23 protein-coding genes and 1 tRNA gene are annotated in these 24,629 nt (G+C 62.8%); 10 read left to right on the top strand and 14 right to left on the bottom strand.

Annotated features, from left to right (window positions below):
* Positions 1 to 8: 8 nt before the first annotated feature.
* From CK230_RS15665 to CK230_RS15650, 4 genes are all read right to left on the bottom strand, one after another.
* The gene (locus CK230_RS15665; protein WP_095818066.1) at positions 9 to 1,064 is read right to left on the bottom strand and encodes a DNA polymerase III subunit delta'; all 1,056 of its coding nucleotides are present in this window, start codon (positions 1,062 to 1,064) and stop codon (positions 9 to 11) included.
* Positions 1,061 to 1,735, bottom strand: a complete 675-nt coding sequence (gene tmk, locus CK230_RS15660) for a dTMP kinase (protein WP_095818065.1) — start codon at positions 1,733 to 1,735, stop codon at positions 1,061 to 1,063. The genes CK230_RS15665 and tmk overlap by 4 nt, the downstream gene beginning before the upstream one ends.
* A gap of 72 nt (positions 1,736 to 1,807) precedes the next feature.
* Positions 1,808 to 2,986 carry a D-alanyl-D-alanine carboxypeptidase family protein gene (locus tag CK230_RS15655; RefSeq protein ID WP_095818064.1) on the bottom strand — a complete coding sequence of 393 codons (1,179 nt, stop codon included), beginning with the start codon at positions 2,984 to 2,986 and terminating at the stop codon, positions 1,808 to 1,810.
* A gap of 116 nt (positions 2,987 to 3,102) precedes the next feature.
* On the bottom strand, positions 3,103 to 4,368 hold the full coding sequence (locus tag CK230_RS15650) for a septal ring lytic transglycosylase RlpA family protein (RefSeq protein WP_095818063.1): 1,266 nt from the start codon (positions 4,366 to 4,368) through the stop codon (positions 3,103 to 3,105).
* Between the two features lie 609 nt (positions 4,369 to 4,977).
* Between CK230_RS15650 and CK230_RS15645 the strand changes: the two genes are divergently transcribed.
* The 5 genes from CK230_RS15645 to rimO all read left to right on the top strand — a co-directional run bounded on the left by CK230_RS15645 (position 4,978) and on the right by rimO (position 9,518).
* Positions 4,978 to 5,067, top strand: a tRNA-Ser gene (locus CK230_RS15645).
* 165 nt (positions 5,068 to 5,232) lie between these two features.
* Positions 5,233 to 5,523, top strand: coding sequence for a hypothetical protein (locus CK230_RS15640; RefSeq protein WP_095818062.1), 291 nt, complete (start codon positions 5,233 to 5,235; stop codon positions 5,521 to 5,523).
* Between the two features lie 1,306 nt (positions 5,524 to 6,829).
* Positions 6,830 to 7,237, top strand: a complete 408-nt coding sequence (locus CK230_RS15625) for a DUF930 domain-containing protein (protein ID WP_176480115.1) — start codon at positions 6,830 to 6,832, stop codon at positions 7,235 to 7,237.
* Between the two features lie 186 nt (positions 7,238 to 7,423).
* The gene (locus tag CK230_RS15620; protein WP_095818059.1) at positions 7,424 to 8,083 is read left to right on the top strand and encodes a TerC family protein; all 660 of its coding nucleotides are present in this window, start codon (positions 7,424 to 7,426) and stop codon (positions 8,081 to 8,083) included.
* A 121-nt stretch (positions 8,084 to 8,204) separates the two neighbouring features.
* Positions 8,205 to 9,518 (top strand): 30S ribosomal protein S12 methylthiotransferase RimO, encoded by a 1,314-nt coding sequence (rimO, locus tag CK230_RS15615; RefSeq protein ID WP_095818058.1) that lies wholly within the window; start codon positions 8,205 to 8,207, stop codon positions 9,516 to 9,518.
* Between the two features lie 82 nt (positions 9,519 to 9,600).
* Here rimO and CK230_RS15610 read toward each other — a convergent pair whose 3' ends face one another.
* From CK230_RS15610 to CK230_RS15575, 8 genes are all read right to left on the bottom strand, one after another.
* Positions 9,601 to 10,668, bottom strand: a complete 1,068-nt coding sequence (locus CK230_RS15610; protein ID WP_095818057.1) for a BMP family ABC transporter substrate-binding protein — start codon at positions 10,666 to 10,668, stop codon at positions 9,601 to 9,603.
* 51 nt (positions 10,669 to 10,719) lie between these two features.
* On the bottom strand, positions 10,720 to 11,640 hold the full coding sequence (locus CK230_RS15605) for an ABC transporter permease (protein ID WP_095818056.1): 921 nt from the start codon (positions 11,638 to 11,640) through the stop codon (positions 10,720 to 10,722).
* Positions 11,640 to 12,770 (bottom strand): ABC transporter permease, encoded by a 1,131-nt coding sequence (locus CK230_RS15600; RefSeq protein ID WP_095818055.1) that lies wholly within the window; start codon positions 12,768 to 12,770, stop codon positions 11,640 to 11,642. Before CK230_RS15600 ends, CK230_RS15605 begins: the two co-directional genes overlap by 1 nt.
* Positions 12,767 to 14,344, bottom strand: coding sequence for an ABC transporter ATP-binding protein (locus CK230_RS15595; protein ID WP_176480114.1), 1,578 nt, complete (start codon positions 14,342 to 14,344; stop codon positions 12,767 to 12,769). The genes CK230_RS15600 and CK230_RS15595 overlap by 4 nt, the downstream gene beginning before the upstream one ends.
* 215 nt (positions 14,345 to 14,559) lie before the next feature.
* Positions 14,560 to 15,537, bottom strand: a complete 978-nt coding sequence (locus tag CK230_RS15590; RefSeq protein WP_095818054.1) for a quinone oxidoreductase — start codon at positions 15,535 to 15,537, stop codon at positions 14,560 to 14,562.
* A 131-nt stretch (positions 15,538 to 15,668) separates the two neighbouring features.
* The gene (gene pcsA, locus CK230_RS15585; RefSeq protein ID WP_176480113.1) at positions 15,669 to 16,487 is read right to left on the bottom strand and encodes a phosphatidylcholine synthase; all 819 of its coding nucleotides are present in this window, start codon (positions 16,485 to 16,487) and stop codon (positions 15,669 to 15,671) included.
* Positions 16,484 to 17,098 carry a DUF1326 domain-containing protein gene (locus CK230_RS15580; protein WP_095818053.1) on the bottom strand — a complete coding sequence of 205 codons (615 nt, stop codon included), beginning with the start codon at positions 17,096 to 17,098 and terminating at the stop codon, positions 16,484 to 16,486. Before CK230_RS15580 ends, pcsA begins: the two co-directional genes overlap by 4 nt.
* A gap of 12 nt (positions 17,099 to 17,110) precedes the next feature.
* Positions 17,111 to 18,001 (bottom strand): DUF2182 domain-containing protein, encoded by an 891-nt coding sequence (locus tag CK230_RS15575; protein ID WP_095818052.1) that lies wholly within the window; start codon positions 17,999 to 18,001, stop codon positions 17,111 to 17,113.
* 102 nt (positions 18,002 to 18,103) lie between these two features.
* Between CK230_RS15575 and CK230_RS15570 the strand changes: the two genes are divergently transcribed.
* Together CK230_RS15570 and hspQ are read left to right on the top strand one after the other, a co-directional pair.
* The gene (locus CK230_RS15570; protein ID WP_095818165.1) at positions 18,104 to 19,315 is read left to right on the top strand and encodes a UbiH/UbiF family hydroxylase; all 1,212 of its coding nucleotides are present in this window, start codon (positions 18,104 to 18,106) and stop codon (positions 19,313 to 19,315) included.
* 224 nt (positions 19,316 to 19,539) lie between these two features.
* Positions 19,540 to 19,863: a heat shock protein HspQ gene (gene hspQ, locus CK230_RS15565; RefSeq protein ID WP_176480112.1), complete on the top strand. Its 324-nt coding sequence runs from the start codon at positions 19,540 to 19,542 to the stop codon at positions 19,861 to 19,863.
* A 73-nt stretch (positions 19,864 to 19,936) separates the two neighbouring features.
* Here hspQ and CK230_RS15560 read toward each other — a convergent pair whose 3' ends face one another.
* Entirely contained in the window at positions 19,937 to 20,557 is a 621-nt protein-coding gene (locus CK230_RS15560; protein ID WP_095818050.1) for an invasion associated locus B family protein, read from the bottom strand.
* Between the two features lie 296 nt (positions 20,558 to 20,853).
* On the opposite strand from CK230_RS15560, the gene CK230_RS15555 reads away from it, so the two are divergent.
* Entirely contained in the window at positions 20,854 to 22,674 is a 1,821-nt protein-coding gene (locus CK230_RS15555) for an extracellular solute-binding protein (protein WP_095818049.1), read from the top strand.
* Positions 22,675 to 22,714: 40 nt separating this feature from the next.
* Positions 22,715 to 23,395 carry a DsbA family protein gene (locus tag CK230_RS15550; RefSeq protein ID WP_095818048.1) on the top strand — a complete coding sequence of 227 codons (681 nt, stop codon included), beginning with the start codon at positions 22,715 to 22,717 and terminating at the stop codon, positions 23,393 to 23,395.
* A 35-nt stretch (positions 23,396 to 23,430) separates the two neighbouring features.
* On the opposite strand, the gene CK230_RS15545 is transcribed toward CK230_RS15550, so the two are convergent.
* Complete coding sequence (locus tag CK230_RS15545) at positions 23,431 to 23,865, bottom strand: hypothetical protein (protein ID WP_095818164.1); 435 nt, start codon at positions 23,863 to 23,865, stop codon at positions 23,431 to 23,433.
* 255 nt (positions 23,866 to 24,120) lie between these two features.
* On the opposite strand from CK230_RS15545, the gene CK230_RS15540 reads away from it, so the two are divergent.
* Positions 24,121 to 24,522, top strand: coding sequence for a DUF6252 family protein (locus tag CK230_RS15540; protein WP_141246036.1), 402 nt, complete (start codon positions 24,121 to 24,123; stop codon positions 24,520 to 24,522).
* Positions 24,523 to 24,629: the final 107 nt, after the last annotated feature.

Raw genomic sequence — 24,629 nt, 5'->3', positions numbered from 1 at the left:
ACGAGCCGTCACATTCGCATCGCAGAATTCAGGCGGTCGATCATGGTCAGGGCGTGCTGCTTCTTGTCGAGATTGTAGGTCTCGGCCTCAGATATCGTGTTCAGCGCATCCTGCCAAGCCTCGGACAGTGTTTTGGCCCTGGCAAGGTCGCCGGACAGCGCCGCTTCGCTGGCGGCGTCCGAAAGCAGATCGAGCGCGCGGCGGTTGAAGATGTCGAACTGGATCGCCTGGTCGCGTCCCGCCACGGCCTCGGCAAGGCGGTGCGCGCCGGCAATGTCGGGTTTCCTTGCCGCCACCAGTGCGTCGAGCGCGCCGGCGATCTCCAGCCCGCCATATTGGGTGAGCAGGATGGCGTTGCGTGCGCTCCCCCCTGCCCGCTCGGCGAGCGCCGCGCGTGCGGCCGCATCATCCGGCGGCGGCGGTTCGACATTCTCCAGCACCGCCATCAGCTCGTCGGCCGCAAGCGACGCCAGCCGCATCATCTGGCAACGCGAGCGGATCGTCGGCAGCAGGCTGCCCGGCGCGTGCACGATCAGAATGAACAAGGTGCGCGCCGGCGGCTCCTCGAGATTCTTGAGCAAGGCATTGGCGGCGTTGGTGTTCATGTCGTCGGCCGGATCGACGATGACGACGCGGTAGCTGCCGTCATGCGAGGTCATCGACAGGAAGCGGCTGACCCTGCGGATTTCGTCCACGGTCAGCACCGTCTTGAAGCTCTTGGTCTTGTCGTTGGCAGGGCGCGTCAGATGCAGCACGCCCGGATGCGCACCCGTGGCGATCTGGCGAAACAGCGGGGACACCGGATCGGGGATGGCAAGCGTGTCGGGCGCCGTCCTGAAATCCGGATATTTCAAAAGATGGTGCGCCAGGTGGAAGGCGAGTGTTGCCTTGCCGATGCCGTGCGGTCCGGCAAAAATCAGCGCATGCGGCAGCTTGCCCGCGCGGTAGGCGCCCGCAAGCATGCCCGCCGCCGCCGCATGGCCGATCAGCCGCGGCGTTTCAGCCGGCTCGGGCACGCCGTCCAGCGTGTCGTGCTGTTCTGGAGCGATGCGTTCGAAGATCATGCCGGCGCCGTCTCGATCCTTTGCGCCGGCGTCCTCTCTTCCAGCGCCGCGAAGACAGCGGCGGTGACGACATTTTCCACCGTATCGGGATCGGCGGCCGCGTCGATGACGATGCAGCGCTCCGGCTCCGCCTCGGCGACGGCCAGGAAAGCCTCGCGCCGTCGCCGGTGGATGGCCAGAGTCTCTTTCTCGAAGCGGTCGGCGGCGTCGCCTGCGCCACGCCGCGCGGCCGCTCGCTTCAAGCCTTCAGCCGGATCGATGTCGAAGATTAGCGTCATGTTCGGCATCATGCCGTTGATGGCGACCGCCTCCAGCGCCTTCATGAAGTCGGGGTCGATGCCGCCCGTCACGCCCTGGTAGACGCGCGAGGAATCGATGAAACGGTCGCACAGCACGATCGAGCCACGCTCGACCGCCGGCCGGATGACCTGCTCGACATGGTCGGACCGGGCGGCGGCGAACAGGATTGCCTCCATCTCCGGGCCGAACGGCTCGGCCGCGCCGGACAGAAGCACGTGCCTTACCGCCTCGGCGCCGGGCGATCCACCCGGCTCGCGGGTGACCAGAACCTCGTATTTCTTGGCGCGCATGCGCCGCGCCAGCCGCTCGATCTGCGTCGACTTGCCTGCTCCTTCGCCGCCCTCGAAGGTGATGAAAAATCCGCTCGCCAATCGAGACTGCCTTTGCCCTTGCTGGCCGCTGTCATAGCTCCCGTCCGACAAAAGGTCCACGAACTTGCCCGATCACAAATGTTTCTGACGCAGCCAGCCGACGGCGAGTTCCTTGACGGCATCCAGCGCCCGCTGTGGCAGCGTGCCTACCTTCACCGACTCGGCGGCATAGAGCGGCGTCTGCTGGCTGAGCGTATCGCCTATCCAAACGCGCAGCTCACCGACCGGTTGCCCTTCCTCGACCGGTGCCGACACTGGACCTTGATAGACGATCCTGGCGGTCAGCTTGTCGCGGTTGGCTATAGGCAGAAAGATGTCCACGGGACCTTTGGCTTTCAAGGCCAGGCCGGATTTGACGCCGCCGAAGACCTGCGCTTCGCCGACCACCTCGTCCTTGGCGAAGATCTCGGTCTTCTGGAAGGACCGCGAGCCCCAGTCGAGCAGCTTGCGCGCCTCCTCGGAGCGTTCGCGGTCGTTCGCCAGTCCGCTGAGCGCGGCGATCACGCGGATGCCGTTGTGGCTGACGGTGCCGACCAGGCCGAAGCCCGCCTGTTCGCTGGCGCCGGCGACAAAGCCGTCGGCTTCGATGCCCATGGCGATCAGCGGATTGCGGTTCCTCTGCGCGATCTTATTCCAGGTGAAGTCCGGCTGGCCGTAATAGTGGAAGAACTCGGGATAGTCGCGCCACAGATGCAGCGCCAGCATCGTCAGCTCGCGCGCCGTCGTCTGCTGGCCGTCGGCAGGCAGGCCGGTCGAATTGACGAAGGTCGATTTCTGAAGCCCGAGCTGGCGGGCCCGATCCGTCATCTGCGCGGCGAAATTCGCTTCCGAGCCCGCCATGCCCTCGGCAAGCACGATGCAGCCGTCATTGGCGGCCTGCACGGTCACGCCCTGGATAAGGTCCTCGACGCGGACCGCGGATTTGAGCTTGGCGAACATGGTCGAAGTCCCGGACGGCGCGCCGCCGGTGCGCCAGGCGTTTTCGCTGACGACGAACGTATCGTCGAGCGTGATCCGCTTTGCCTTGATCGCGTTGAAGACCACCTCCATCGTCATCAGTTTGGCCATCGAAGCCGGCGGAATCGGCTTGTCGGGGTCCTTGGCGAAGAGCACCGTGCCGGTGTCCGCATCGATCATGAACGCCTGCGTCGCCTTGGTCTCGAACAGCTGCGCGCTCGCCGGGGCGGCGCAAAACAGCGCCAGCACCAATCCAAGAAGGCTGGCGAAGGGCGGAAGAATGCGCAATTGCATGAAATGTCGACCCAATCTGAGCAAAACCGGAGAGTCGCCCGGAATTGCGCAAAGACTACCCCGCGGCCAAGCTAGCAGGGTTTTTTCGGCCGGATCAACGTGCAGTGCGAATTTGATCAGTTACGCACAACCAGCGCGTCCGGCGCGCCATGCGACCAGGCTGCCTGGAGGAGGTCGTCGATGCTGCCATGGCCGTCCGGATAGACATTGACCGCATACCAGTCATTGCCGTCGAGTTCCGTGCGCTGGATCTCGGTCCGGCCGAACGGCTCGAGCGCCGCGGCCACACGCTTGGCCTCGGCGGCTTCGTCGAAGGAACCGGCGGCGACGTAGTCGTATCCAGGCGCCTGTTGCTGGCGGTTCGATTTCTTCCACGATTGCAGGATATCGGCCGGCGACATGCCGCCGGCATCGAGCGCGGCAAAGACATCGGCGCGCTTCACCCGCTCATCCGCATAGGACAGCGAAGCCATGGCGAAGGGCGAGTTCGGCGGAAGGCCGAGATCCGGACGTTCCGGCACGATCGGCCCGAAATCGGGCAGCACGACATCGCTGCCGCCCTGCGTAGAGAAGGCTGCCGGCTGAACGGTGGCTTCATCCGACAAGCCCGGTTGCGCGGCAAAGGCCTGCCCTGAATTGGTCAACTGTCCAGGGAACGGCACGGCGGCCGGCGGCGCGCCGACCGACAAGCTCGGCGACGGACCGTTCATGGCCACCATCACGCCGGTCGGTAAACCGTCCGACGGATCCGGCCGGTTGTTGCCGGGCCGGTAGGACGCCACCAGATACTGATCGTCATTACCGTCGAGCGGCGCCCTGCCGACATACTCGACTTTGACCCTGGCGGTACCGACCTTGTCATAGTCGAGCATCTGCGCAGCGCGTTCGGAGACGTCGATGATGCGGCCCTCATGATATGGGCCGCGGTCATTGACGCGCACGATCACCGAACTGCCGGTATCGAGATTGGTGACCCGCGCATAGCTCGGCAGCGGCATCGTCGGATGCGCCGCGGTCAGTTGCGCCGTGTCGTAGACTTCGCCATTGGCGGTCAAACGCCCATGAAAGGCATCGCCATACCAAGAGGCCAGGCCGACCTTGGTGAAGCCCTTCTTGTCTTCCTTCGGATAATACCACTTGCCGCGAACCTGGTAGGGCTTGCCGAGCTGGTCGCGGCCGCCGCCACGGCGCATGAACTGGACGTGCGGGCTTGCCTTCACGCCATATTCGGATTCGGCGAAATATTCCTTGGAGCGGGCCTTCTTGTAGACCATCCCCTTCGGCTCGGGTTGTGAGGCGCAGGCAGCCAGCAGCAGGCCCGAAAGGGCGCACAGGGCGAAAGCAGAAGCGCGACGAAGACGCGGGCGCGCCGGAGTCTTCATGTTTTCGATTGTCCCCTACCGTGCTGCCACCCGACGGAGCCAGAAGTCGCCCGCTAGGCCAACACCTTGATCCCCAATCCCTTTTTGCACAGGAATTGCTTATCACGATGTTAATCGATTATGGCCGCAACAGGGCGAGATTGTGGCGAACGTGCAAAGCATGCGTGCTGCAGGCTACCCGCGCCGGGTTTATAAGGCCTTTTTTCCAGCCGCGAGAAGGTTCACCAGCCTTCCGGACTCAGGTAAGAAGCGGCTGGAAGTTCGCTTACGCCGGCGGTGGGGGCGGTGGTACGGACGAAATCTGCTGCGCCGTTGCGCGCGACAGTATCTCGCGCTTCGTCAGGATCGGCTTCTCGTAGCTCTTCTTCACGATTTCCCCCTACTTGAAATATTAGCAAACCGAAATTGACCGACCTTTCACCGAATTGTCAATCCAACTCCCGGTCCATGGATGGGCCCGCGGTCCCCCGCGGCCCGATTCACGGCATCCACGCGCCTGATTGAGTCCTGGCGATTGACAGGCCTTTGCGCGACGCACTAGAGCATGGCTCGCAGTCCTACCGACATGGCCCTCGCGGCCAACGAGACGGCGCCTCGTGGAATCACGATGGAGGGATGGCCGAGCGGTTTAAGGCACCGGTCTTGAAAACCGGCGTGGGCGCAAGTTCACCGTGGGTTCGAATCCCACTCCCTCCGCCACAACTCCAATAAAATCAACATGTTATATAACGGTTTAGCGGTGATGCCATAACGGATGCCGTGCCGCGCTCTTCATGCACCCCTGCCCGTCATGTGCCAATTGCGGTGCCAATTCTTTCCTGCAAGGATCGAAGGCCCGGCCCTGCCCGATCGAGGATACCGCCCATGTCCATCCCGCTAACTGCTTTGACGTCAGCGGCGATTCTGCTTGCCGCGACCGTTCTCACTGAGGCCCGGCCCGACACCCGTACGATGAGCTGCCAGCAACTCCAGCAACTGATCCAGAGCAACCGCGCCGTGGTGCTGACCACCGGCCCCAACACCTATGACCGCTATGTCAGGCAATTCGGCAACGAGTGCGACTGGCCTCGGGTGCCAATGTCGGCCTATGTCCCGACCCGTGACGACCGCTGTCCGGTCTACAAGTGCGACGAACCGGTTGGCCGCGTCCCGTGACAGAAATGAAAAGCCCGGCCACCTGAGCAGCCGGGCCAAATACCCCTGGGAAGTTTTCAGAACCTCTTCGCCTCCCAATAGCGCGTGCGACCGTCCGCCCTGTCGACATCGGCCTGCGACAGCGGCCCGGTATAGCCCGGTAGGGTGACGACTTGGCCCCACGATCGTCAGGACGGCTTAGGAGGGCTTGTGCCTGTGTCCGCGAAGCAGTTCACGACCGATGTCATGTCCTTCGCCGGTGAAGACGAGCGCGCCTTCACTCCCGCCGCCGTCGGTATAGTCTCATTGGTCGACACCGACGCCACTCTGGCCGGTAGCATTACCCCATCCCAGAGAGGGCTCGTCGTTGCCTTCGACTTCGAAGTCCCCTTCACTACCGAAGCACCCCGGGGTGCCCGTCTGAGAGGCCGTGATTGACAGGGACAGCGCCTTTCGGCTGATGCGATCGATCTGGAGCGTGAGCAGTTGCTCGTCGCCAAGTTGGCGACCAGCAGCGGTAGGTGCCGCGGATGTTGCATAAGCGGTGACTTATTCGCAAGCGGCTACTCCCACGATCGTCCTTTTGGATACGTGTCAGGCATCTCAGCAGGAGCGTATATCTTCGCTAGCCGGTGAGTTTGTTTTGAATCCGAGCCCTCACCGGTTAGGCCCGGTGTGTTGCTGGCCTACCCCGTCAGCCTGCCGGGCCGCTCCCGGCCTCCGTCGCCGTCTGCGGATGTACCAGCGGCGACGGGAGCAGGCCCTTTCGCCTTACGGGCAAGGCGTCCACCCTTTTCGCTGCTCCGGCGTCAATGCGTGGTTGGTGAACTGCAGATTCCGATCGTCACGGCCGGCAGCGCGGCATTCGCTGCAGAAGATGATCTTGAGCAAATCCCAGTGAAGGCAGGGCTGGTCCGGCCCGAACCGCCTGGCCGGCGCGGCGACGTCTAGCACCGCCCTGCGCTCGCAGGTAAGGCAGATAGACTGAAAGACCAGCCGCAAGCTTGCTGCCGAGCGTGCCTTCTGAGAATGGCAATTTGTCCGACATCGTGGCGATCCTCGTGAGTGGGTCGCCGCCTGGCATGGCGCCTGCGCTCGTGATCATGCCGGTGCAGGACGGGCCAGACAGGCGTTAACTTTTCCGGATTTTTGCACTTCTCAAGAAACAGCGATCGAGCCTGCTGCTCGGCATCTCTTGCACGAGCCGCAACGTTCTCCTTGTTCGCGGCGTTGATTGCCTTCTCGGTTGCCACGAAGCAGTCCGGAACGCCCAGGCAGACGGTCAACCGTTGGTAAAGCAGCGGTTATTTGATTTCTCGGACAAAATATGCTGCTTCTCGCGCCCATGAAAAAGCTGTGCCTGATGGTCCTGGCGTCGCTGACGCCGGTCTTGCCGGCCAAGGCGATGGACAATGCGTTGCGCGCCGGCCTGATGAAACTCGATCCCGAAACCCGCCTCGAGCAGCGCTGCGACGCCGAAGTGCTCGACCGGATCAGCCACGACGATCACAACTACAAGGCCGACCGCGTCGTGGCCTACGCCTTTGCCACGCCCCAGATGAGCGCCGATGCCATCAAAAGCTCGGGCGCCGCCTTCCGCAGCAAGGGCCAATGGTACCGGCTGAAATTCAAATGCGAGACTGGGCCGGACCATATGCAGGTGCTGCAGTTCCGCTACAAGATCGGCGATGAAATCCCGGAATCCGACTGGGCCAAATATAGTCTCTACGACTGACCAGCGATCGAGGCCAATAGCGCTCGGCCGAGGTAACAGCCGTAAAATACCCTCGATATCCAGTGGAGCGGAATGCCCTGAAGGCTGGTTCCGGCCTGTTCTCCTTGACGCCCGGGAACCATACACGTTAGGGCGTCAGCATAGTCGACGATCAAGACTCCGCGAACACCAAAGGGCCTCCAGCCGATGGATATTTTCAGCGCCGCAAGCCTGACCGCCCTGCTCCAGGTCATCGCCATCGACCTGGTGCTTGCCGGCGACAATGCCATCGTCATCGGCCTCGCGGCGGCGGGATTGCCCGCGGATCAGCGCAAAAAGGCAATCCTTATCGGTGTGCTTGCCGCGACCGTGCTTCGCATCCTCTTCGCCGCGATCACAGTGAAACTGCTCGCCATCGTCGGTCTCCTCCTGGCCGGCGGCATCCTGCTGCTTTGGGTCTGCTGGAAGATGTATCGCGAATTGCGCACCTCGCATGCCGACGAGCATGAGGCGACGGAGGCGCTGGCCAATTCCGACCTCAACAGCGACAGAACCGTGGCCGGCAAGGCGCCGCGCAAGACGCTTGGCCAGGCGGCGCTGCAGATCGTCGTTGCCGACGTGTCCATGTCGCTTGATAATGTGCTCGCCGTGGCCGGTGCGGCGCGCGATCATTTCCCGGTGCTGGTCATCGGCCTCGTGCTGTCGATTGCACTGATGGGCCTCGCAGCGAGCTTTATCGCCAGGCTCCTGCACCGCTACCGCTGGATCGCCTATATCGGCTTGCTGATCATCCTCTATGTCGCGCTCGACATGGTCTATCGCGGCGCGGTCGAAGTCTGGCCGCACGTCAATGCCGCGGTAAGCTGAGCCAATTCCAACGTCAGCGATTGGCCGGGGAATGCGTTTTGCCGCAGGATGGGCCAGCCCATACCAATGCCGCAATTAGTGTGGTATTGCGCCGCCGATCCCCAAAAGCCCGGAAAACCTTATGTCCGCCCCACGCGTCAGTTTCGTCAGTCTTGGATGCCCGAAGGCGCTCGTCGATTCCGAGCGCATCATCACGCGGCTTCGCGCCGAAGGCTATGAGATCGCCCGCAGGCATGACGGCGCCGACCTCGTCGTCGTCAACACCTGCGGCTTCCTCGATTCCGCCCGCGACGAGTCGCTCAACGCCATCGGCTCCGCGCTTTCGGAAAACGGCCGCGTCATCGTCACCGGCTGTCTCGGCGCCGAGCCGGAGGTCATCCGCGAGAAGCATCCCAATGTGATGGCGATCACCGGCCCGCAGGCCTATGAGAGCGTGATGGCCGCGGTGCATGAGGCCGCCCCGCCAAGCCACGATCCCTATGTCGACCTTTTGCCGCCGCAGGGCGTCAAGCTCACCCCGCGCCACTACGCCTATCTGAAGATTTCCGAAGGCTGCAACAACCGCTGCACCTTCTGCATCATCCCGGCGCTGCGTGGCGATCTCGTCTCGCGGCCGGCGGCGGACGTGCTGCGCGAGGCGGAAAAACTCGCCAAGGCCGGCGTCAAGGAAATCCTCGTCATCTCGCAGGACACGAGCGCCTACGGCGTCGACATCAAGTACCAGACGTCGATGTTCGGCGATCGCGAGGTGCGGGCGAAATTCCTCGACCTTGCCGAGGAGCTCGGCAAGCTCGGCATCTGGATACGCATGCACTATGTGTACCCCTACCCGCATGTCGCCGATGTCATTCCGCTGATGGCGGAAGGAAAGATCCTCCCCTATCTCGATATCCCCTTCCAGCACGCCTCGCCGCGGGTCCTCAAGAACATGCGCCGCCCCGCGCATGGCGAAAAAACGCTGGACCGCATCCGCGGTTGGCGCGAAGTCTGTCCCGACCTCGCCATCCGCTCGACCTTCATCGTCGGCTTCCCCGGCGAGACCGAAGACGATTTCCAGATGCTGCTCGACTGGCTGGACGAAGCCAAGATCGACCGCGCCGGCTGCTTCAAATACGAGCCGGTCAAGGGCGCGCGCTCCAATGATCTCGGTCTTGAGCAGGTGCCGCAGGAGGTCAAGGAAGCGCGCTGGCACCGCTTCATGCAGCGCCAGCAGAAGATTTCCGCCGCGCAGCTGGCCAAGAAAGTCGGAAAGCGCCTGCCGGTGCTGATCGACGAGGTGCACGGCTCGTCCGGCAAAGGCCGCACGAAATACGACGCGCCGGAGATCGACGGCTCCGTGCACATCCAGTCGCGCCGCCCGCTGCGCGCCGGCGAGATCGTCACCGTCAAGATCGACCGCGCCGACGCCTATGATCTCTATGGATCGGCCGTCTGATCGTCCTCGAACGCGAAGGCACACCGAAGAAAAAAGGGCGCCGCGCGGCGCCCTTTCCTTTTTGACATCAGTAACTTGCAGCTTACTGCGGCAGCTTGTCGTCGACGCCCTTCACGTAGAAATTCATGCCGAGCAGCGTGCCGTCGTCGGCGACCTCGCCGTCCTTCAGCCAGGGCGAGCCGTCCTGCTTGGAGACCGGTCCGGTGAAGGGGTTCCAGCCGCCGGCGATCTTCTTCGTGGTCGCCTCCGCCATCGCCTTCACGTCGTCAGGCATGTTGGTGAAGGGCGCGAGCTTGACGGCGCCGTCCTTGATGCCGAGCCACACATTGTCCGGCTTCCAGGTGCCGTCGAGCGCGGCCTGGACGCGGCTGATGTAGTAAGGACCCCACTCGTCGGTCAGCGACGTCAAGGCCGCGTTCGGCGCGAACTTGATCATGTCGGAGGACTGGCCGAAGCCGTGCAGCTTGCGCTCCTCGGCGACCTGCAGGGCCGCAGTGGAGTCGGTATGCTGGACGATGATGTCGGCGCCCTGGTCGAACAGCGCCTTGGCGGCGTCGGCTTCCTTGCCCGGATCGAACCAGGAGTTCACCCACACGATCTTGACCTTGAAGTCGGGATTGACCGACTGCGCGCCGAGCATGAAGGAGTTGATGCCCATCACCACTTCCGGGATCGGGAAGGAGACGATGTAGCCGGCGAGCCCCTTCTTCGATTCCTTGGCCGCGATCTGGCCGAGCACATAGCGGCCTTCATAGAAGCGCGCGTTGTAGATGCCGAGATTTTTGCCGGTCTTGTAGCCGGTGGCATGCTCGAACATCACCTTGGGAAATTTCTTGGCGACCTTCACCTCGGCGTCCATGAAGCCGAAGGAAGTGCCAAAGATGATCTTGCACTTCTCGCGCGCCAGGCGCTCGAAGGCGCGGTCGGCGTCGGGGCCTTCCGAGACGTTTTCGAGATAAGCGGTCTCGACCTTGTCGCCGAGTGCCTTCTCGACCTGGAGCCGGCCCTGGTCGTGCTGATAGGAATAGCCAAAGTCGCCGATCGGGCCCGTATAGACCCAGCAGGCCTTCAGCTTGTCGGCCGCCTCGGCGGTTGCCGCGACCGACAGGACCGCGGCAGTTGTCATCAACGCAATAAGCAGTTTTTTCATAGTGTTACCTCTCTGAGTTAAGCCTTGGAGCTTCCCGTCTTTTTGTTGTCGTCAACGATCCGGAACGAATGGCTGCCCCAACGAAGCCGGCGTGTTCATCATCGTCAGTCGCTTGTTGCGCGAGATTAGAACGAGAACCACGATGGTTGCCAGATAGGGCAGCGAAGAAAGAAACTGCGACGGCACCGGAATGCCAAAAGCTTGTGCATGAAGCTGGCCGATCCACACCGCGCCGAAGATATAGGCGCCAGCCAGCACCCGCCACGGGCGCCAGGAAGCGAACACCACCAGCGCCAGCGCGATCCAGCCGCGCCCCGCGCTCATGTTCTCCACCCATTGCGGGGTGTAGACCAGGGACAGATGGCCGCCGGCAAGGCCGGCGCAGGCGCCGCCGAAGATCACGGCCAGATAACGGTAGCGGATGACCTTGATGCCGAGCGCGTGTGCGGATGTGTGGCTGTCGCCGATCGAGCGCAGCGTAAGGCCGGTGCGCGTCCTGAACAGGAACCACATGACCGCCGCGGTCAGCGAGATGGAGATGTAGAAGACCGGATCCTGGCCGAAGATCAGCCTGCCGACGACCGGAATCGAGCTCAGTCCAGGGATGTCCAGGTTGGGCAGCCTGACGCCCGGCTGGCCGACGAAGCTGGTGCCGATCATGCCGGAGAGGCCGAGGCCGAGCAGTGTCAGCGACAGGCCGGTCGCCACCTGGTTGGTCGCGAGTGACAGCGTCATGACCGCGAAAAGCAGCGAAAACAGCGCACCGACGATGATCGCGGCGAGCAGTCCGATCCAGGGCGACCCGGTCAGGTAGCCGGCGCCGAAGCCGCCGACGGCCCCCATGATCATCATGCCCTCGACGCCGAGATTGAGCACGCCCGAGCGTTCGACCACAAGTTCGCCGATCGCCGCGATCAGCAGCGGCGTCGCGGCGGTCGCGATGGTCAAAAGGATGTTGACGGTGATGTCCATCAGCGGGCCTCCTCGAGCTTGGGCGCCGCTTCGAGTTGCGCCGTGCCATTCGCCTTCGTCAGTGCCATGCCGATTAGGCGGATTCGGTAGTGGATGAGCGTGTCGCAGCCGAGCACGAAGAACAAAAGCATGCCCTGGAAGACGCGGGCCACCTTGTCGGAAATGCCGAGCGCGCTCTGCACCGCCTCGCCGCCGAGATAGGTCAGCGCCAGCACAAGGCCCGCGGCCACGATGCCGAGCGGATTGAGCCTGCCGAGGAAGGCGACGATGATGGCGGTGAAGCCGTAGCCGGGCGAGATCACCGGCTGCAATTGACCGATGGCGCCGGAAACTTCCGAGATGCCTGCAAGGCCGGCCAGCGCGCCGGACAGAAGGAAGGTGAAGAACACCATCCGGTTGAAGCCGAAGCCGGCAAAGCGCCCTGCCCGTGGGCTCGAGCCCAGCACGCGCACCTCAAACCCTTTCAGCATGCGGCTCATCATCAGCCAGATCGCCACAGCGGCGACCAACGCGAAGACGAAACCCCAATTGGCACGGCCGGCATCGGGCATCAGTTCGGGCAGCACGGCCGAGTCGCCGAACTGGATGGTCTGCGGGAAGCCATGGCCTTCCGGATCGCGCCATGGGCCGCGCACCAGCCAGTCGAGGAAAAGCTGCGCGACATAGACCAGCATCAGGCTGGTCAAGATCTCATTGGTGCTGAAGCGCGTCTTCAAAAACGCCGCGATCGATGCGTAAAAGGCGCCGCCGACCATGCCCAGCAGGAGCATCAGCGGGATCACCAGCGGGCCTTCGAATTGCGGGAACAGCACCGGGATGATCGAGCCGAAGATCGCGCCGAAGATGAACTGGCCTTCGGCGCCGATGTTCCAGATGTTGGCCTTGTAGCAGACCGACAGGCCGACAGCGATCAGGATCAGCGGCGCCGCCTTGATGGCCAGCTCGTGCAATTGCCAGACTTCGCTGATCGGCTGGATGAAATAGATGTTGAACGCATCCAGCGGATTGACGCCGAGCAATGCGAACATGATGCCGCCGGCCATGATCGTCAGCGCGAAGGCAATGAAAGGCGACAGCACCGAAAACAGCGCCGAGCGCTGCGGACGTTTGACCAGTTCGATGCGCATCATGCCACCTCCATCCCGTGTTCGGCGTGGCCGGGCTCCGCGCCGCCCATCAACAGGCCGATCTTCTCGAAAGTCGCCTCGGCGATCGGCAGCGGCTTCGACAGTTCGCCGTTGTGCATGACGGCGATCGCGTCCGACAATTCGAACAATTCGTCGAGGTCCTGGCTGATGACCAGGACGGCGGAGCCGCTGCGGGCAAGCTCGATCAGGGCCTGGCGAATGCGAGCGGCCGCACCTGCGTCGACGCCCCAGGTCGGCTGGTTGACGACCATGACGCTCGGCTTGCGATCGAGTTCGCGACCGACGATGAATTTCTGCAGATTGCCGCCCGAGAGCGCGGCCGCTTCGGGATCGGGCGCGCTCTTGCGCACGTCCATGGCGGTGATGATACGCTGGGCGGCGCTATAGACGGTGCTGTTCTTGACCATGCCGCCAGAGCCGACGAAAGCCTTGCCGTCGGTGGCGTGACGCGAAAGCAGCAGATTCTCCGAAAGCCTCATGCGCGGAGCGGCGCCGTGTCCCAGGCGCTCTTCCGGCACAAAGGCGGCGCCCATCAGTCGCCGGCCGGTGATGGAGAGCGCGCCCGCGTCCTTGCCGCGGATGCGCACCGAACCCGCATCCTGCTGCAGCACCTCGCCGGAGACGGATTCGAAGAATTCGCCCTGGCCGTTACCGGCAACACCGGCGATGCCGATCACTTCGCCGGCGCGCACGGTGAGATTGATGTTCTTCAGCGGAATGGCGAAAGGCGTCGCCGGCTTGCGGCTGAGCCCGCGGATCTCCAGCAGCGCCGGCGCGGTTTCAATGCCTTCCGCCGGCGCGCGCACCACGGCCTTCACCTCGCTGCCGACCATCATGCGGGCAAGCGACGCGGCCGTCTCCTCACGCGGATTGCAGTGGCCAACCACCTTGCCGTGACGCAGCACGGTGGCGCGGTCGCAGATGCGTTTGACCTCTTCCAGCCGGTGCGAGATGTAGAGGATCGATTTGCCCTCCGAGCGAAGCCGCTCCAGCGTTTCGAACAGCTTGTCGGCTTCCTGCGGCGTCAGCACCGAGGTCGGCTCATCCAGAATGATGAGCTGCGGCGTCTGCAGGAGGCAGCGGATGATCTCGATGCGCTGGCGTTCGCCGACGGAGAGATCGCCGACCAGCGAGTCCGGATCGAGCGGCAGCCCATAGCTGAACGAAAGCGCCCTCGCCTTCGCGGCGATGGTGCTGATTGGCGAACCGTCATTGAGCGAAAGTGCGATGTTCTCGGCCGCCGTCAGCGCCTCGAACAGCGAGAAATGCTGAAACACCATGCCGATGCCGAGCTTCTTCGCCACGCCCGGACTGGTGATCTTGACCGCCTTGCCGTCCCAGAAGATCTCGCCCGAGTTTGGCTCCAGCGAGCCGAACAGCATCTTGACCAGCGTCGACTTGCCGGCGCCGTTTTCGCCGAGCAGCGCGTGGATTTCGCCCTTCGCGATGTTGAGATCAATGTGATCGCACGCCGTCAGCGTGCCAAAGATTTTGGTAAGGCCACGAACCTCAAGCAGGTTCGACCTGTCATGATTTGCACTCACAGTGCCTCCCATCCAGTATCCCGGATATGTTCTGTGTTCCCGCGATCATGGTATGCGCGGCCGGCTCCCATCGGAAAGCAGGACCCAACTTGAAAGAGCTTCAAGAATTTCAGCGGAAACTCAAGGGCTAAGATAGACCTCTTGAGAACAGCGGCAAAATCCGCAGCGCTTTTCAGGCAAGCCGTGCCTTCGGGCACGGCAAGTCGCTGAAAAACAGGGCAGTTGACTTAAGGAATGAGGACGGTCGTTCCCGTGGTCTTGCGGGCTTCGAGATCGGCCTGCGCCTTTCCCGCGTCCTTCAGCGCGTAGCGCTGGTTGATCTTGATCTCGACGGCGCCGCTCTTGACCACGTCGAAAAGCGCTTCGGCCGACTTCACCATATCCTCGCGCCTGGCGTTGTAGACGAAGAGCGTCGGCCGGGTCGCATAAAGCGAGCCCTTCTGCGCCAGCAGCGACATCGAGAAAGGCGGGATCGGCCCGGATGACTGGCCGAAGCTGACGAACGTGCCGAGCGGACGCAGGCAATCGAGCGATGCCGGAAACGTGTCGGCGCCGACGGAATCGTAGACGACGTCGCATTTCTTCCAGCCGGTAAGCGCCGCGACGCCGGCGACGAAATCCTGCTCCTTGTAGTTGATGACATGGTCGAAGCCATGCGCCCGGGCGAGCTCGATCTTGTCGGAGGAGCTCGCGGTGCCGATCACGGTCGCGCCGAGATGCTTTGCCCATTGGCCGAGGATCAGGCCGACGCCGCCGGCCGCCGCATGGTAGAGGATCGTGTCGCCGGCCTTGACCGGGAAGGTACGGCGCAAGAGATATTCCGCCGTCATGCCTTTCAGCATCATCGCCGCGGCCTGCTCGTCGCTGATGCCGTCCGGCACCTTGACCACGCGGTCAGCAGCGATCACCCGTTGCTCGGCATAAGCGCCGACATTGACCGCATAAGCGATGCGGTCGCCGGGCTTCAGCCAGTCGACGCCGGCGCCGAGCGCCAGCACGACGCCCGCCGCCTCGCCGCCCGGGATCAGCGGAAAGCCGCCGGGTGGCGGATAAAGCCCCGAGCGGTGGTAGACGTCGATGAAGTTGAGGCCGATCGCCGTGTGCCGGATCAGGATCTGGCCTTCTCCCGGCTGGCCGGGATCGGCATCTTCATAGGCCATGACTTCAGGGCCGCCATGGGCGTGGATGCGGATTGCCTTGGACATCGCTCAACTCTCTGAAGGGTATGTAAACTGGAGCATGACCCCCGAAAGAGAAAACCGATGTTCGGAAGATCATGCGCCGATAGATAGCTAGGTCAGGATGACCATTCGACCAAAAATATCCTGATCCAGGATCAGGGTTTTCTGGCGCCCAGATTGGGAAACATCTGCATGATGCCCCCGATGCAGGCGAGATAGAGACCGGTGATCGTGATGCCGATCTTGGTGAAGTCGCTGACCTGCTCGCCCAGCACGCCGATCTTGTCATAGAAAGCGGCAAGCGCTGCCTGCGCCAGCGCCAGCGCGCCGAAGGCGCACCACAGAAGCGTCATGCCGAGGTTGACTGGCCGCAACCGCACCACCCGCACCGGATGGATGAAGTTGATCGGCACGAAGGTCAAAATGCCGGCCACCACCACTACGGCAAAAGACACCCACTGCCCCGGCTCGATGACGAATAGCGTGAACACCACCATGTTCCAGACGACCGGGAACCCTTTGAAGAAGTTCTCCTTCGTCTTCATGCCCGTGTCGGCATAGTAGATCGCGCTGGAGACGACGATGATGGCCGCGGACAGGAAGGACAGGTTCTCGCCCATGAAGCCGCGCTGATAGAGCGCAAAGGCCGGAATGAGCACGTAAGTGACATAGTCGATGATGTTGTCGAGGAGCTCTCCCGACCATGTCGGCAGGATTTCCTTGACCTCGAGCTTGCGAGCGATCGGCCCGTCGATGCCGTCGACGAACAGTGCCAACCCGAGCCACCAGAACATCGAGGTCCAGCGCTCCTCGCTGGCGGCGACCAATGATAGGAAAGCCAGAAACGAACCCGACGCGGTGAGCAGGTGCACCGAAAAAGCGCGCGCCTGCGGCCACGTCACCTTCTTCTTCGGCAACGGAATCCGCTGCGCGATCTTCTTCGCCGCTTTGCGGGCCGCTGTGTTCTTGCTCACGGTCCCCGCCAGTCCAGCTTGCAGATTTCGGCCGATCGACCGGCAAAATTCCAGTTGCGGCCGAAGGCGCGCATCTTGCTCTTGTCGGACTTCGCCACGATGATTTCCGGCGCGATCCAATATTCGGAATTGGTGATCACCGTATCCTTTTCACGGTCCTTGCCGGGGATCGGCGTCACCGCGCCATCGATGATCTTCGGTATCTGGAAGACGCGCGTCCTGTCACGCGTCTCATAGGTGATCGGCACCTGCTCGACGCCGAGGAATTTCCCGACAAGGATCGACAGCAGCGAGGTGGTGCCGCCGGCCTTGCCGGTGAAGATTTTGGTCAGCGCCTTGACCGCATAGACCGACGCCCGCTTGTCGATGAACAGGCCGGCGGTCCAGTTGCCGCGGCTCATATAGCCGGGGATTTCCATGATCAGGCCGAGATTGAGACCCGAAAGGTCGGTCTCGCCGAAATGGCCCGCATCGATGCGGAAGCCGGCCCAGGTCTGGCAGTAACCCTCGGTCGGCGGGTGGCTGCCGAGCGACAGCACGCAGGGACAGAAAACCGTGCAATTGCAGGAGAGTACCAGCTCCCCTTTCATCGCCCAGCTTTGGTCGGTCATCGAATTCTCCCCTTACGCCGAAACTAATAGCAGGGCAGCCGCCCACACAAGCAGTATCGTACCGGCAACCCGGCTGGCCACCCAGCCGGCGGTCTGTTTTTCAATCAGTGTGAACAGCCCGATCAGCGCCATCCAGAAGACGTTCATCGCGCCGACGGCGAACATCACCAGCATCAGCGCCCAGCAGCAGCCAAGGCACCAGACGCCCTGCTCCAATCCCAGGTGGAAGATGCGGCCCGGTTTCGCGCTCCAATTGGCGAACAGGATCGAGAACGGGTTGCGGCATTTTTCGAGGCACGCCTGTTTGAGGTCGCTGAATTGATAAAGGCCTGCAACAAGCAGCGCCGCGGCGCCGGCAATACCGACTGCGGGATCGAGGATCCGGCCGGAGCCGGCAAAAGCGTAGACCGCGAGCGTCAGCGCGGCAAAAGCCACGGACGCGCCAAGCCATGTGGTGAGGTATCCGGTAACGAGCACCAGCGGATGAACAACCGCCTCGCCCTTGATCCTCGCCGTGTCGGCGATTTCGCAATAGGTGCGGATCAGCGGCGCGGCCGAAGGCAGCATCGTGGCCACCGCCATCAGGAACCACATCAGCACAAGCGCCGGCGCTTGCGGGCTAGCCCGGCCGGCAAGCGGCGCTGGCGCCAGGCAGAGAGCGAAGAACCGGTCGAGAAAGTCCGGCAAAGGCAGGCTCGGGAGATTCTTCAGCAGCAAATCGCCGGGCCTTTCGGCAAGGCTGCCTTCAGCGCCGCGGATCGCCATCGCGCCAAGAAGCAACCATGCAAGGACAATGGCGACGCCCACCGTGAGCGTGACCGCAAAGCGCGGACTGCGCGCCACGCCCGCCGTGGCGCGGCCGGCGCGGTCGAGATGGCTGAAATCGTGCTGCTCGCCGCTCATGGCAGTCGAATGGGCTGAATCGCCGCGTTGATCAAGCCGGCTGGTCTGACCTATATCCTGGATAAAGGCCCGACGGGTCGCCTTTCATTGTGGAAGCCTGGCGTGGAGCACAACGACAAAGCTCGCATCCTGGTTGCCGGCAGCGGTCCGGCCGGCCTGATCGCGGCGCTCGGATTCGCCGAGGCCGGTTTTGACGTGACACTGGTCGGCCCCGACGCCAATAGCGGCGACGGCCGCACCACGGCTCTGATGAATCCGGCCTTGAAAGTTCTCGACCGGCTCGGCGTTTTTGCCCAACTGAAGCCGCAGGCGGCGGCGCTCAAGGTGATGCGCATCGTTGATGCCACAAGGCGGCTGATCCGCAGTCCGACCGTCACCTTTCGCGCCAGCGAGATCGGCGAGGAACAATTCGGACTCAACCTGCCGAACAAGCTTCTCATCCCGATCCTCGCCAAGGCCGTTTCGGGTCATGGCGACATCAAATGGCTGAAATCCACCGTCGAATCCTGGAGCCTCGACGCCGACCATGCCCATGCAAGGCTGGCCGACGGCAGCGGGGTCACGGCATCCCTGGCGGTCGCCGCCGACGGGCGCCTGTCTCCAGCGCGGGAAGCCGCCGGCATTCGCGCTTTCGCGCGGCCTTATCCGCAATCGGCGCTTGTCCTCAATTTCGGCCACCGCAGCGACCACGGCTTCGTTTCGACCGAATTCCACACCGAAACAGGCCCATTCACCCAGGTGCCGCTGCCCGGCAGGCGCTCGAGCCTTGTCTGGGTCGTGAAGCCGGAGACGGCGCAAGAGCTTGCCGCGCTCGATGATGCAACCCTATCGGAGCGTATCGAGCAGCAGATGCAATCGATGCTTGGCCGGGTCTCGGTCGAGCCGGGTCGCCAAATCTATCCTTTGTCGGCGGCTTCGCCAGCCCGGTTCGCGCAAAATCGCGTCGCGCTCGTCGGGGAGGCGGCGCATGTGTTTCCGCCAATCGGCGCCCAAGGGCTCAACCTCGGCATCAGGGACATCGATGATCTGATTGGAATCGCCAGTGAAAACCGCGACGATCCGGGGGCGAACAGGAGTCTTGCCGCCTATGACACCAGGCGCCGGCCCGACATTTGGGCGCGCAGCGGCGCGGTGAACCTGCTCAACATGTCGCTGCTGTCCGACATGCTGCCCGCACAGCTGGCGCGCAGTGCCGGCCTCAATGCGCTGGGCAGCTTCGCCCCGCTGCGCGCCTTCTTCATGCGCGAGGGACTGCGGCCCGGCAGCGGCTTTCGTGCCATCGCCGGCCGCCTGCGCAAACCGGCCGGGCATTAGAAGCTACTTGCCGCGTTTTTCGACGCCGCCCGCGAAACCTTAGGCGCAGCCCATCCGTGGCTTGCAGCATGGACCGCAGCTATTGAATTGCGGCAGCGCCTGCGCCAAATAGGCCCAAGCCGAAAGTCGGGGTCGATTTTTGGCTGCGTGACGTGTAAATTCAAGGTCTTAGGCGCCCTGTGCGCGGCCACGAAAGGCGCCTCGGAACCTGAGTGGTGAGTGCGATGAAAACGGCCAAATTCTCGATCGGGCAAGTGGTTCGTCACAGGATGTTTCCGTTCCGCGGCGTGATCTTCGACGTCGACCCTGAATTCGCCAACACTGAGGAATGGTACGAGGCCATTCCGGCCGACGTGCGTCCGCGCAAGGACCAGCCTTTTTACCATCTTCTGGCGGAAAATTCGGAGACCGAGTACATCGCCTATGTGTCCGAGCAGAACCTGCTCGAGGACCGGTCGGGCGAGCCGGTGCGGCATCCGCAGATCGGCGAGATGTTCGACAAGCTGCCGGACGGCCGCTACGAGCCGAAGCGCCAGTCGAAGCATTGAATGCAGTGGCCTTGAGATAACAAAAAAGCGGGGCAAATGCCCCGCTTTTTGTCCGAGAAACACGATTCCGCGATCAGTTCGCGGCCTTGGCCTTGTTCTGCTCGTCCTTGAGCTTCTTGGCGAAATCCTGGTTGTTCTTGGCAACGAAGTCCTGGAGCTTCTTCTGCCGGTCCTCGATGTCCGACTGCTGCAGCGGCGGGCCGTCATAAGCGCCGCTGAAACCGGTGAGCGCGATCTTGATCGGATTCGGTTGGTTCTGGAAGTTGATCGAGGTCAGCGAGATCGCCTGACCCTTCTTGAAAGACGCCACGAGCTGGTCCGTCAGCGGCACTTCGGCGACGCAACGATCCGGGAAGCAGATCACATAGTCAAGCTTCTGCGCTTTGCCGCCATCGATCTGCAGGCCGATGCCGGGAGGCACGAGGCGGCCGGTCGGGACCGTGACCTGGAAGACCTTGCGGTTCACCTTGCCCTTGAGCTCGATCAGGCTGACGCCGGTGACGAGCTGGCCGTTGCCGGCGGTGACGATGTTCTGCACATTGCAGATGTCGACATCTTCCTGCTTGGTGCAGGCTTTGAACCAGCCCTGCGGGATCTGCGGCTGCTGTTGAGCCGAGGCGGTGAAAAGCCCGGCGCCCAGAACGCCGACCACGCCTGCGGCCAGCACCGAAAGGCGGTACGCGTTGATCGTCATATGGTGCACTTTCCTCTCAAATGATCCCGGGGACCGGCTTCTTCGTGCCGTGTGGTCCAGCTACCTGTTGCCCAAATGAGGCAACAGGATGACTTCGGAGCGCGTGTTACACTGCCGGCGGCGTCGAATCCAGCCCGGTTTCCGCGATTTCTTCGTGGTTTCGTGTCCCCAGGAGCGGGCATCGATCGGCGGTGGTGCAGCTGAACCCGACTCCCGTTGGCGCGCCGATTCAATCGGGTGGTGAAATGCACTAGGGTGCATGACGAATCATAAAGCTGCCCGCCAAGGAGACGGTCATGGACCGCGTTCTCGTCCAATTGATCGCCGCGACCTCGTTTATGGCTCTTGCGCTCCTTCCGGCACGGTCGGAGCCGAAGCACGGCATCGCCATGCAGGGCGAGCCGGCGTTGCCGCCCGACTACCAGCATTTCGACTATGCCAATCCGGGCGCGCCGAAAGGCGGAAGCGTCACCTATTGCGTCGTCGGCTCCTTCGACAACCTCAACCCCTTCATCCTGAAAAGCCTGCGCACCACCGCGCGCGGCATGATCGATACGGTTTACGGCAATCTCGTCTTCGAGCCGCTGATGCAGCGCAACTATGACGAGCCTTTCAGCCTCTACGGCCTGCTTGCCGACAGCGCCGACATGGATCCGGGTCGCAAGTCGATCGAGTTCCATCTCAACCCGAACGCAAAATGGTCGGACGGCCAGCCTGTGACGCCGGAGGACGTGCTGTTCACCTACGATGTTTTCAAGGACAAGGGCCGCCCGCCCTACAGCGATCGCATGAGCATGATCGCCAAGCTGGAGAAGACCGGCGAGCACAGCGTGAAATTCACCTTCAACGACAAGGCCAACCGCGAATTCCCGCTCATCGTCGCGCTGACGCCGATCGTCCCCAAGCACGCCTTCGACAAGGAGACGTTCGACAAGACCACGTTGAAGCCGCTGATCGGCAGCGGCCCCTACACCGTGGACAAGGTGCTGCCGGGGCAGCGCATCGTCTTCAAGCGCAATCCTGATTACTGGGGCAAGGACGTCCCGTCCAAGCGCGGCTTCGACAATTTCGACCAGGTCACCATCGAGTATTTTCTCAATGCCAATGCCAAGACGGAGGCATTCAAGAAAGGCATCTGCGCCCTCGATGACGAGACGGATCCGGTCAAGCGCGAACGCGACATCGACTTTCCGGCCTTCCGAAGAGGCGATGTGAAGGAGGAATATTTCAACACCGGCATTCCCCCGGTGGTGACCGGCTTCCTGTTCAACACCCGGCTGCCGAAATTCGCCAATCCGACCGTGCGGCGCGCGCTTGGCATGCTTTACGACTTCGAATGGGCGAACAAGAACCTCTTCGGCGGCAAGTTCAACCGCACCATGAGCTATTGGCAGAACTCCGAGCTGTCCGCGCTCGGCCACCCGGCCGACGATCGCGAAAAGGTGCTGCTTGCGCCCTACCCCGGCCGCGTGCCTACCGATGTCATGGACGGCACCTGGCGCCCGCCCGTGACGGACGGTTCAGGCCAGGACCGCAAGGTTCTCAAGGCGGCCTTCGAATTGCTGAAAGGCGCGGGTTTCCACGTCCAGGACGGTAAGATGGTCGACCCGCAGGGAAATCCTTTCAGCTTCGAGATCCTGACCTCGTCGCAGGACGAAGAGCGGCTGGCGGCCATCTATCAGCGCACGCTGGAGAAGATCGGCATCGATGTCGGCATCCGCACGCTCGACGGCGACCAGATCCAGTCGCGCAAGCAGCGTTACGACTTCGAGGTGCTGATCGGCACCAGCGGCTTCAGCAACTCCCTGTCGCCCGGGAGCGAGCAGCTCGGCCGCTGGGGATCGGTCGCCGCGAAGACCGAAGGGTCGTTCAACCTCGCCGGCGTCGCCGATCCGGCGATCGATGCCGCGATCGATGCCATGCTGAACGCCCGGACCAAGGAGGACTATGTCGCTGCTGTCCGTGTCCTCGACCGGCTGCTGATATCAGGCAACTACATCGTGCCGATGCAATACAACACCCAGCAATGGCTTGCTTACTGGAGCTATCTAGAACATCCGCAAAAGACCCCCATATTCGGCTATCAGCTGCCCACCTGGTGGCGAAAGCCCAATTGATGCGAGCCCAGTCCCAATCGAGTCCAAACAGGAGACGAGCATGAGCGCCGAGAACTCCATCACCGTAGACGTGGTGTCCGATGTCGTCTGCCCCTGGTGCTTCATCGGCCAGAAGCGCCTCGACAAGGCCATTGCCACGGCGAACGTCGACGTGCATGTCCGCTGGCGGCCGTTCCAACTCGATCCGACCATCCCGCCTGGAGGCATGGATCGCCGCCAATATATGTTGAGCAAGTTCGGCAGCGAGGAACGCATTCAACAGATCCATGCTCGCATCGAACCGCTCGGCGAAGCCGAGGGCATCCATTTTGCATTTGGCGCCATCAAGGTCGCGGCCAACACGCTGGACGCTCATCGCGTCATCCGCTGGGCTAGCGCCGCGGGCGAGGGTGTGCAGAACCGGCTGGTGCGCCGCCTCTTCCAGCTGAATTTCGAGGAAGGAATCAACATTGGCGACCATGCCGTGCTGGTCAAGGCTGCCGGAGAGGCCGGCATGGATGCATCAGTGGTCGAGACACTGCTGCCGACCGACGCCGACGTCGAGGCCGTCCGCAACGAGATTGCCACTGCTTCGCGCATGGGCATCACCGGCGTGCCCTGCTTCCTGCTCGAAGGCAAATATGCCGTCATGGGCGCGCAGGATGCCGACACGCTTGCCGACGCCATCCGCCAGGTCGCCCACGCCAAGGCGCGCGGCGAGCTGGAAACCGCCGCGGGCTGAGCGTTCCTTGTGCGCGGTCCGCTTGAAATTACGCCCTACTTCGCGGTCACCTTGGCCTTGCTCAGGAAGAATCCGTGGCCATTGCTGCCCGTGCAGCCCAGTCCCTTTGTAGACGACTGGCAGGAAAACGGCCCCTTGCTCCAGCTGTTGCCGTAGCCGAGCTTGGTCACGTCGCTGCAACAACCCTGCTCGCCGGGATTCTTGATCAGTGTCGCCGGCCCTTTGGGTCCCAAAATCACCGTGACGTAGCTCGGCTCGACGCGTGAACAGGAAAGTTCCGGGCCGCCATCCTGCGGCTGGTAGGTGCCGGTCCCGCCCTTCGGCGTGTAGATGCAGCCGATATTGCCGGATGGCGTGTTGAACTCGACCTGGCCTTCGGCGCTGGCCGGAATGCTCTGACTGCCGGCATCCGCCACCGACACACAGGTGAAAATGCTGAGCAGCGCGACAGCAATTCTCCGTGCAGGCATGGCATCCCCCTTCGACATAAACCATCGCCGGGCAGGTTCGACCCGGGAGGGCGCCGTTGTCAAATCCTGTCCCGCCGCCAAACACGATCTGGTGAATCGCCTCGTACGCCCGCCCTGAGCTAGAATTGCCAAGGATTCAGCTGATTTGAGGGGTGCTGCATGGCGGTCGGGCGTCGCGCATTGTTGCTGTTGTGCTTGCCTCTCGCCCTTGGGCTTCCGCTGACATTGCAGCGCGTGTCCGCCGAGGAAGCCGTCATGTCGGCGACTTTCGAAGGCAAGCCCTGGACGGCGTCCTTCACCGTGGCCCAGACGATGCAGATGGGCGGTAAGCCGATGCTGAACTTGTCGGGAACAGAACAGGGGTCGCCGACCATGACCTTCAATTCGATGATGGTGCTGAAGGATCCGAACGACCTTGCCGGCACCTATCCGCTCAAGACGGGCTCACTCGCCAACAGCGCCAATTTCAACATCCTCGATTCCGGCGCCATGGTCGGCCATGTCCGGTTTGCCACCGGCGCGATCGTGATCGACAAATACGACGCAGCCGCAAAGACCATCTCCGGTCATTTCAGCGGGTCGGGAAAAGACGAATCGGGCCGGCTGGAACAGCTCACGGACGGTAAGTTTTCGGGCGTTCTGGTGACCGCGCAGTAGCCATTTCGGCAGATCGGCACCTGTTTTTCGTTCACAAACCCGTGTTTTTTGCTTCCCTAAGGGAAACTCACCAGCGACTGGCTCAATTGCCTTTAACGCCTTGGAAT

Source organism: Mesorhizobium sp. WSM3859 (assembly GCF_002295065.1).
In the GTDB taxonomy this organism is placed as follows: Bacteria; Pseudomonadota; Alphaproteobacteria; order Rhizobiales; family Rhizobiaceae; genus Mesorhizobium.
This window is presented reverse-complemented; position numbering and strand designations above follow the sequence as displayed.

What these genes read in the sequence shown, in the direction of transcription:
- CK230_RS15665 (WP_095818066.1), bottom strand. Translation starts at nt 1,064, where the DNA reads ATGATCTTCGAACGCATCGCTCCAGAACAGCACGACACGCTGGACGGC.
- CK230_RS15655 (WP_095818064.1), bottom strand. Translation starts at nt 2,986, where the DNA reads ATGCAATTGCGCATTCTTCCGCCCTTCGCCAGCCTTCTTGGATTGGTG.
- CK230_RS15650 (WP_095818063.1), bottom strand. Translation starts at nt 4,368, where the DNA reads ATGAAGACTCCGGCGCGCCCGCGTCTTCGTCGCGCTTCTGCTTTCGCC.
- CK230_RS15640 (WP_095818062.1), top strand. Translation starts at nt 5,233, where the DNA reads ATGTCCATCCCGCTAACTGCTTTGACGTCAGCGGCGATTCTGCTTGCC.
- CK230_RS15625 (WP_176480115.1), top strand. Translation starts at nt 6,830, where the DNA reads ATGCTGCTTCTCGCGCCCATGAAAAAGCTGTGCCTGATGGTCCTGGCG.
- CK230_RS15620 (WP_095818059.1), top strand. Translation starts at nt 7,424, where the DNA reads ATGGATATTTTCAGCGCCGCAAGCCTGACCGCCCTGCTCCAGGTCATC.
- rimO (WP_095818058.1), top strand. Translation starts at nt 8,205, where the DNA reads ATGTCCGCCCCACGCGTCAGTTTCGTCAGTCTTGGATGCCCGAAGGCG.
- CK230_RS15610 (WP_095818057.1), bottom strand. Translation starts at nt 10,668, where the DNA reads ATGAAAAAACTGCTTATTGCGTTGATGACAACTGCCGCGGTCCTGTCG.
- CK230_RS15605 (WP_095818056.1), bottom strand. Translation starts at nt 11,640, where the DNA reads ATGGACATCACCGTCAACATCCTTTTGACCATCGCGACCGCCGCGACG.
- CK230_RS15600 (WP_095818055.1), bottom strand. Translation starts at nt 12,770, where the DNA reads ATGATGCGCATCGAACTGGTCAAACGTCCGCAGCGCTCGGCGCTGTTT.
- CK230_RS15595 (WP_176480114.1), bottom strand. Translation starts at nt 14,344, where the DNA reads ATGGGAGGCACTGTGAGTGCAAATCATGACAGGTCGAACCTGCTTGAG.
- CK230_RS15590 (WP_095818054.1), bottom strand. Translation starts at nt 15,537, where the DNA reads ATGTCCAAGGCAATCCGCATCCACGCCCATGGCGGCCCTGAAGTCATG.
- CK230_RS15580 (WP_095818053.1), bottom strand. Translation starts at nt 17,098, where the DNA reads ATGACCGACCAAAGCTGGGCGATGAAAGGGGAGCTGGTACTCTCCTGC.
- CK230_RS15575 (WP_095818052.1), bottom strand. Translation starts at nt 18,001, where the DNA reads ATGAGCGGCGAGCAGCACGATTTCAGCCATCTCGACCGCGCCGGCCGC.
- hspQ (WP_176480112.1), top strand. Translation starts at nt 19,540, where the DNA reads ATGAAAACGGCCAAATTCTCGATCGGGCAAGTGGTTCGTCACAGGATG.
- CK230_RS15560 (WP_095818050.1), bottom strand. Translation starts at nt 20,557, where the DNA reads ATGACGATCAACGCGTACCGCCTTTCGGTGCTGGCCGCAGGCGTGGTC.
- CK230_RS15555 (WP_095818049.1), top strand. Translation starts at nt 20,854, where the DNA reads ATGGACCGCGTTCTCGTCCAATTGATCGCCGCGACCTCGTTTATGGCT.
- CK230_RS15550 (WP_095818048.1), top strand. Translation starts at nt 22,715, where the DNA reads ATGAGCGCCGAGAACTCCATCACCGTAGACGTGGTGTCCGATGTCGTC.
- CK230_RS15545 (WP_095818164.1), bottom strand. Translation starts at nt 23,865, where the DNA reads ATGCCTGCACGGAGAATTGCTGTCGCGCTGCTCAGCATTTTCACCTGT.
- CK230_RS15540 (WP_141246036.1), top strand. Translation starts at nt 24,121, where the DNA reads ATGTCGGCGACTTTCGAAGGCAAGCCCTGGACGGCGTCCTTCACCGTG.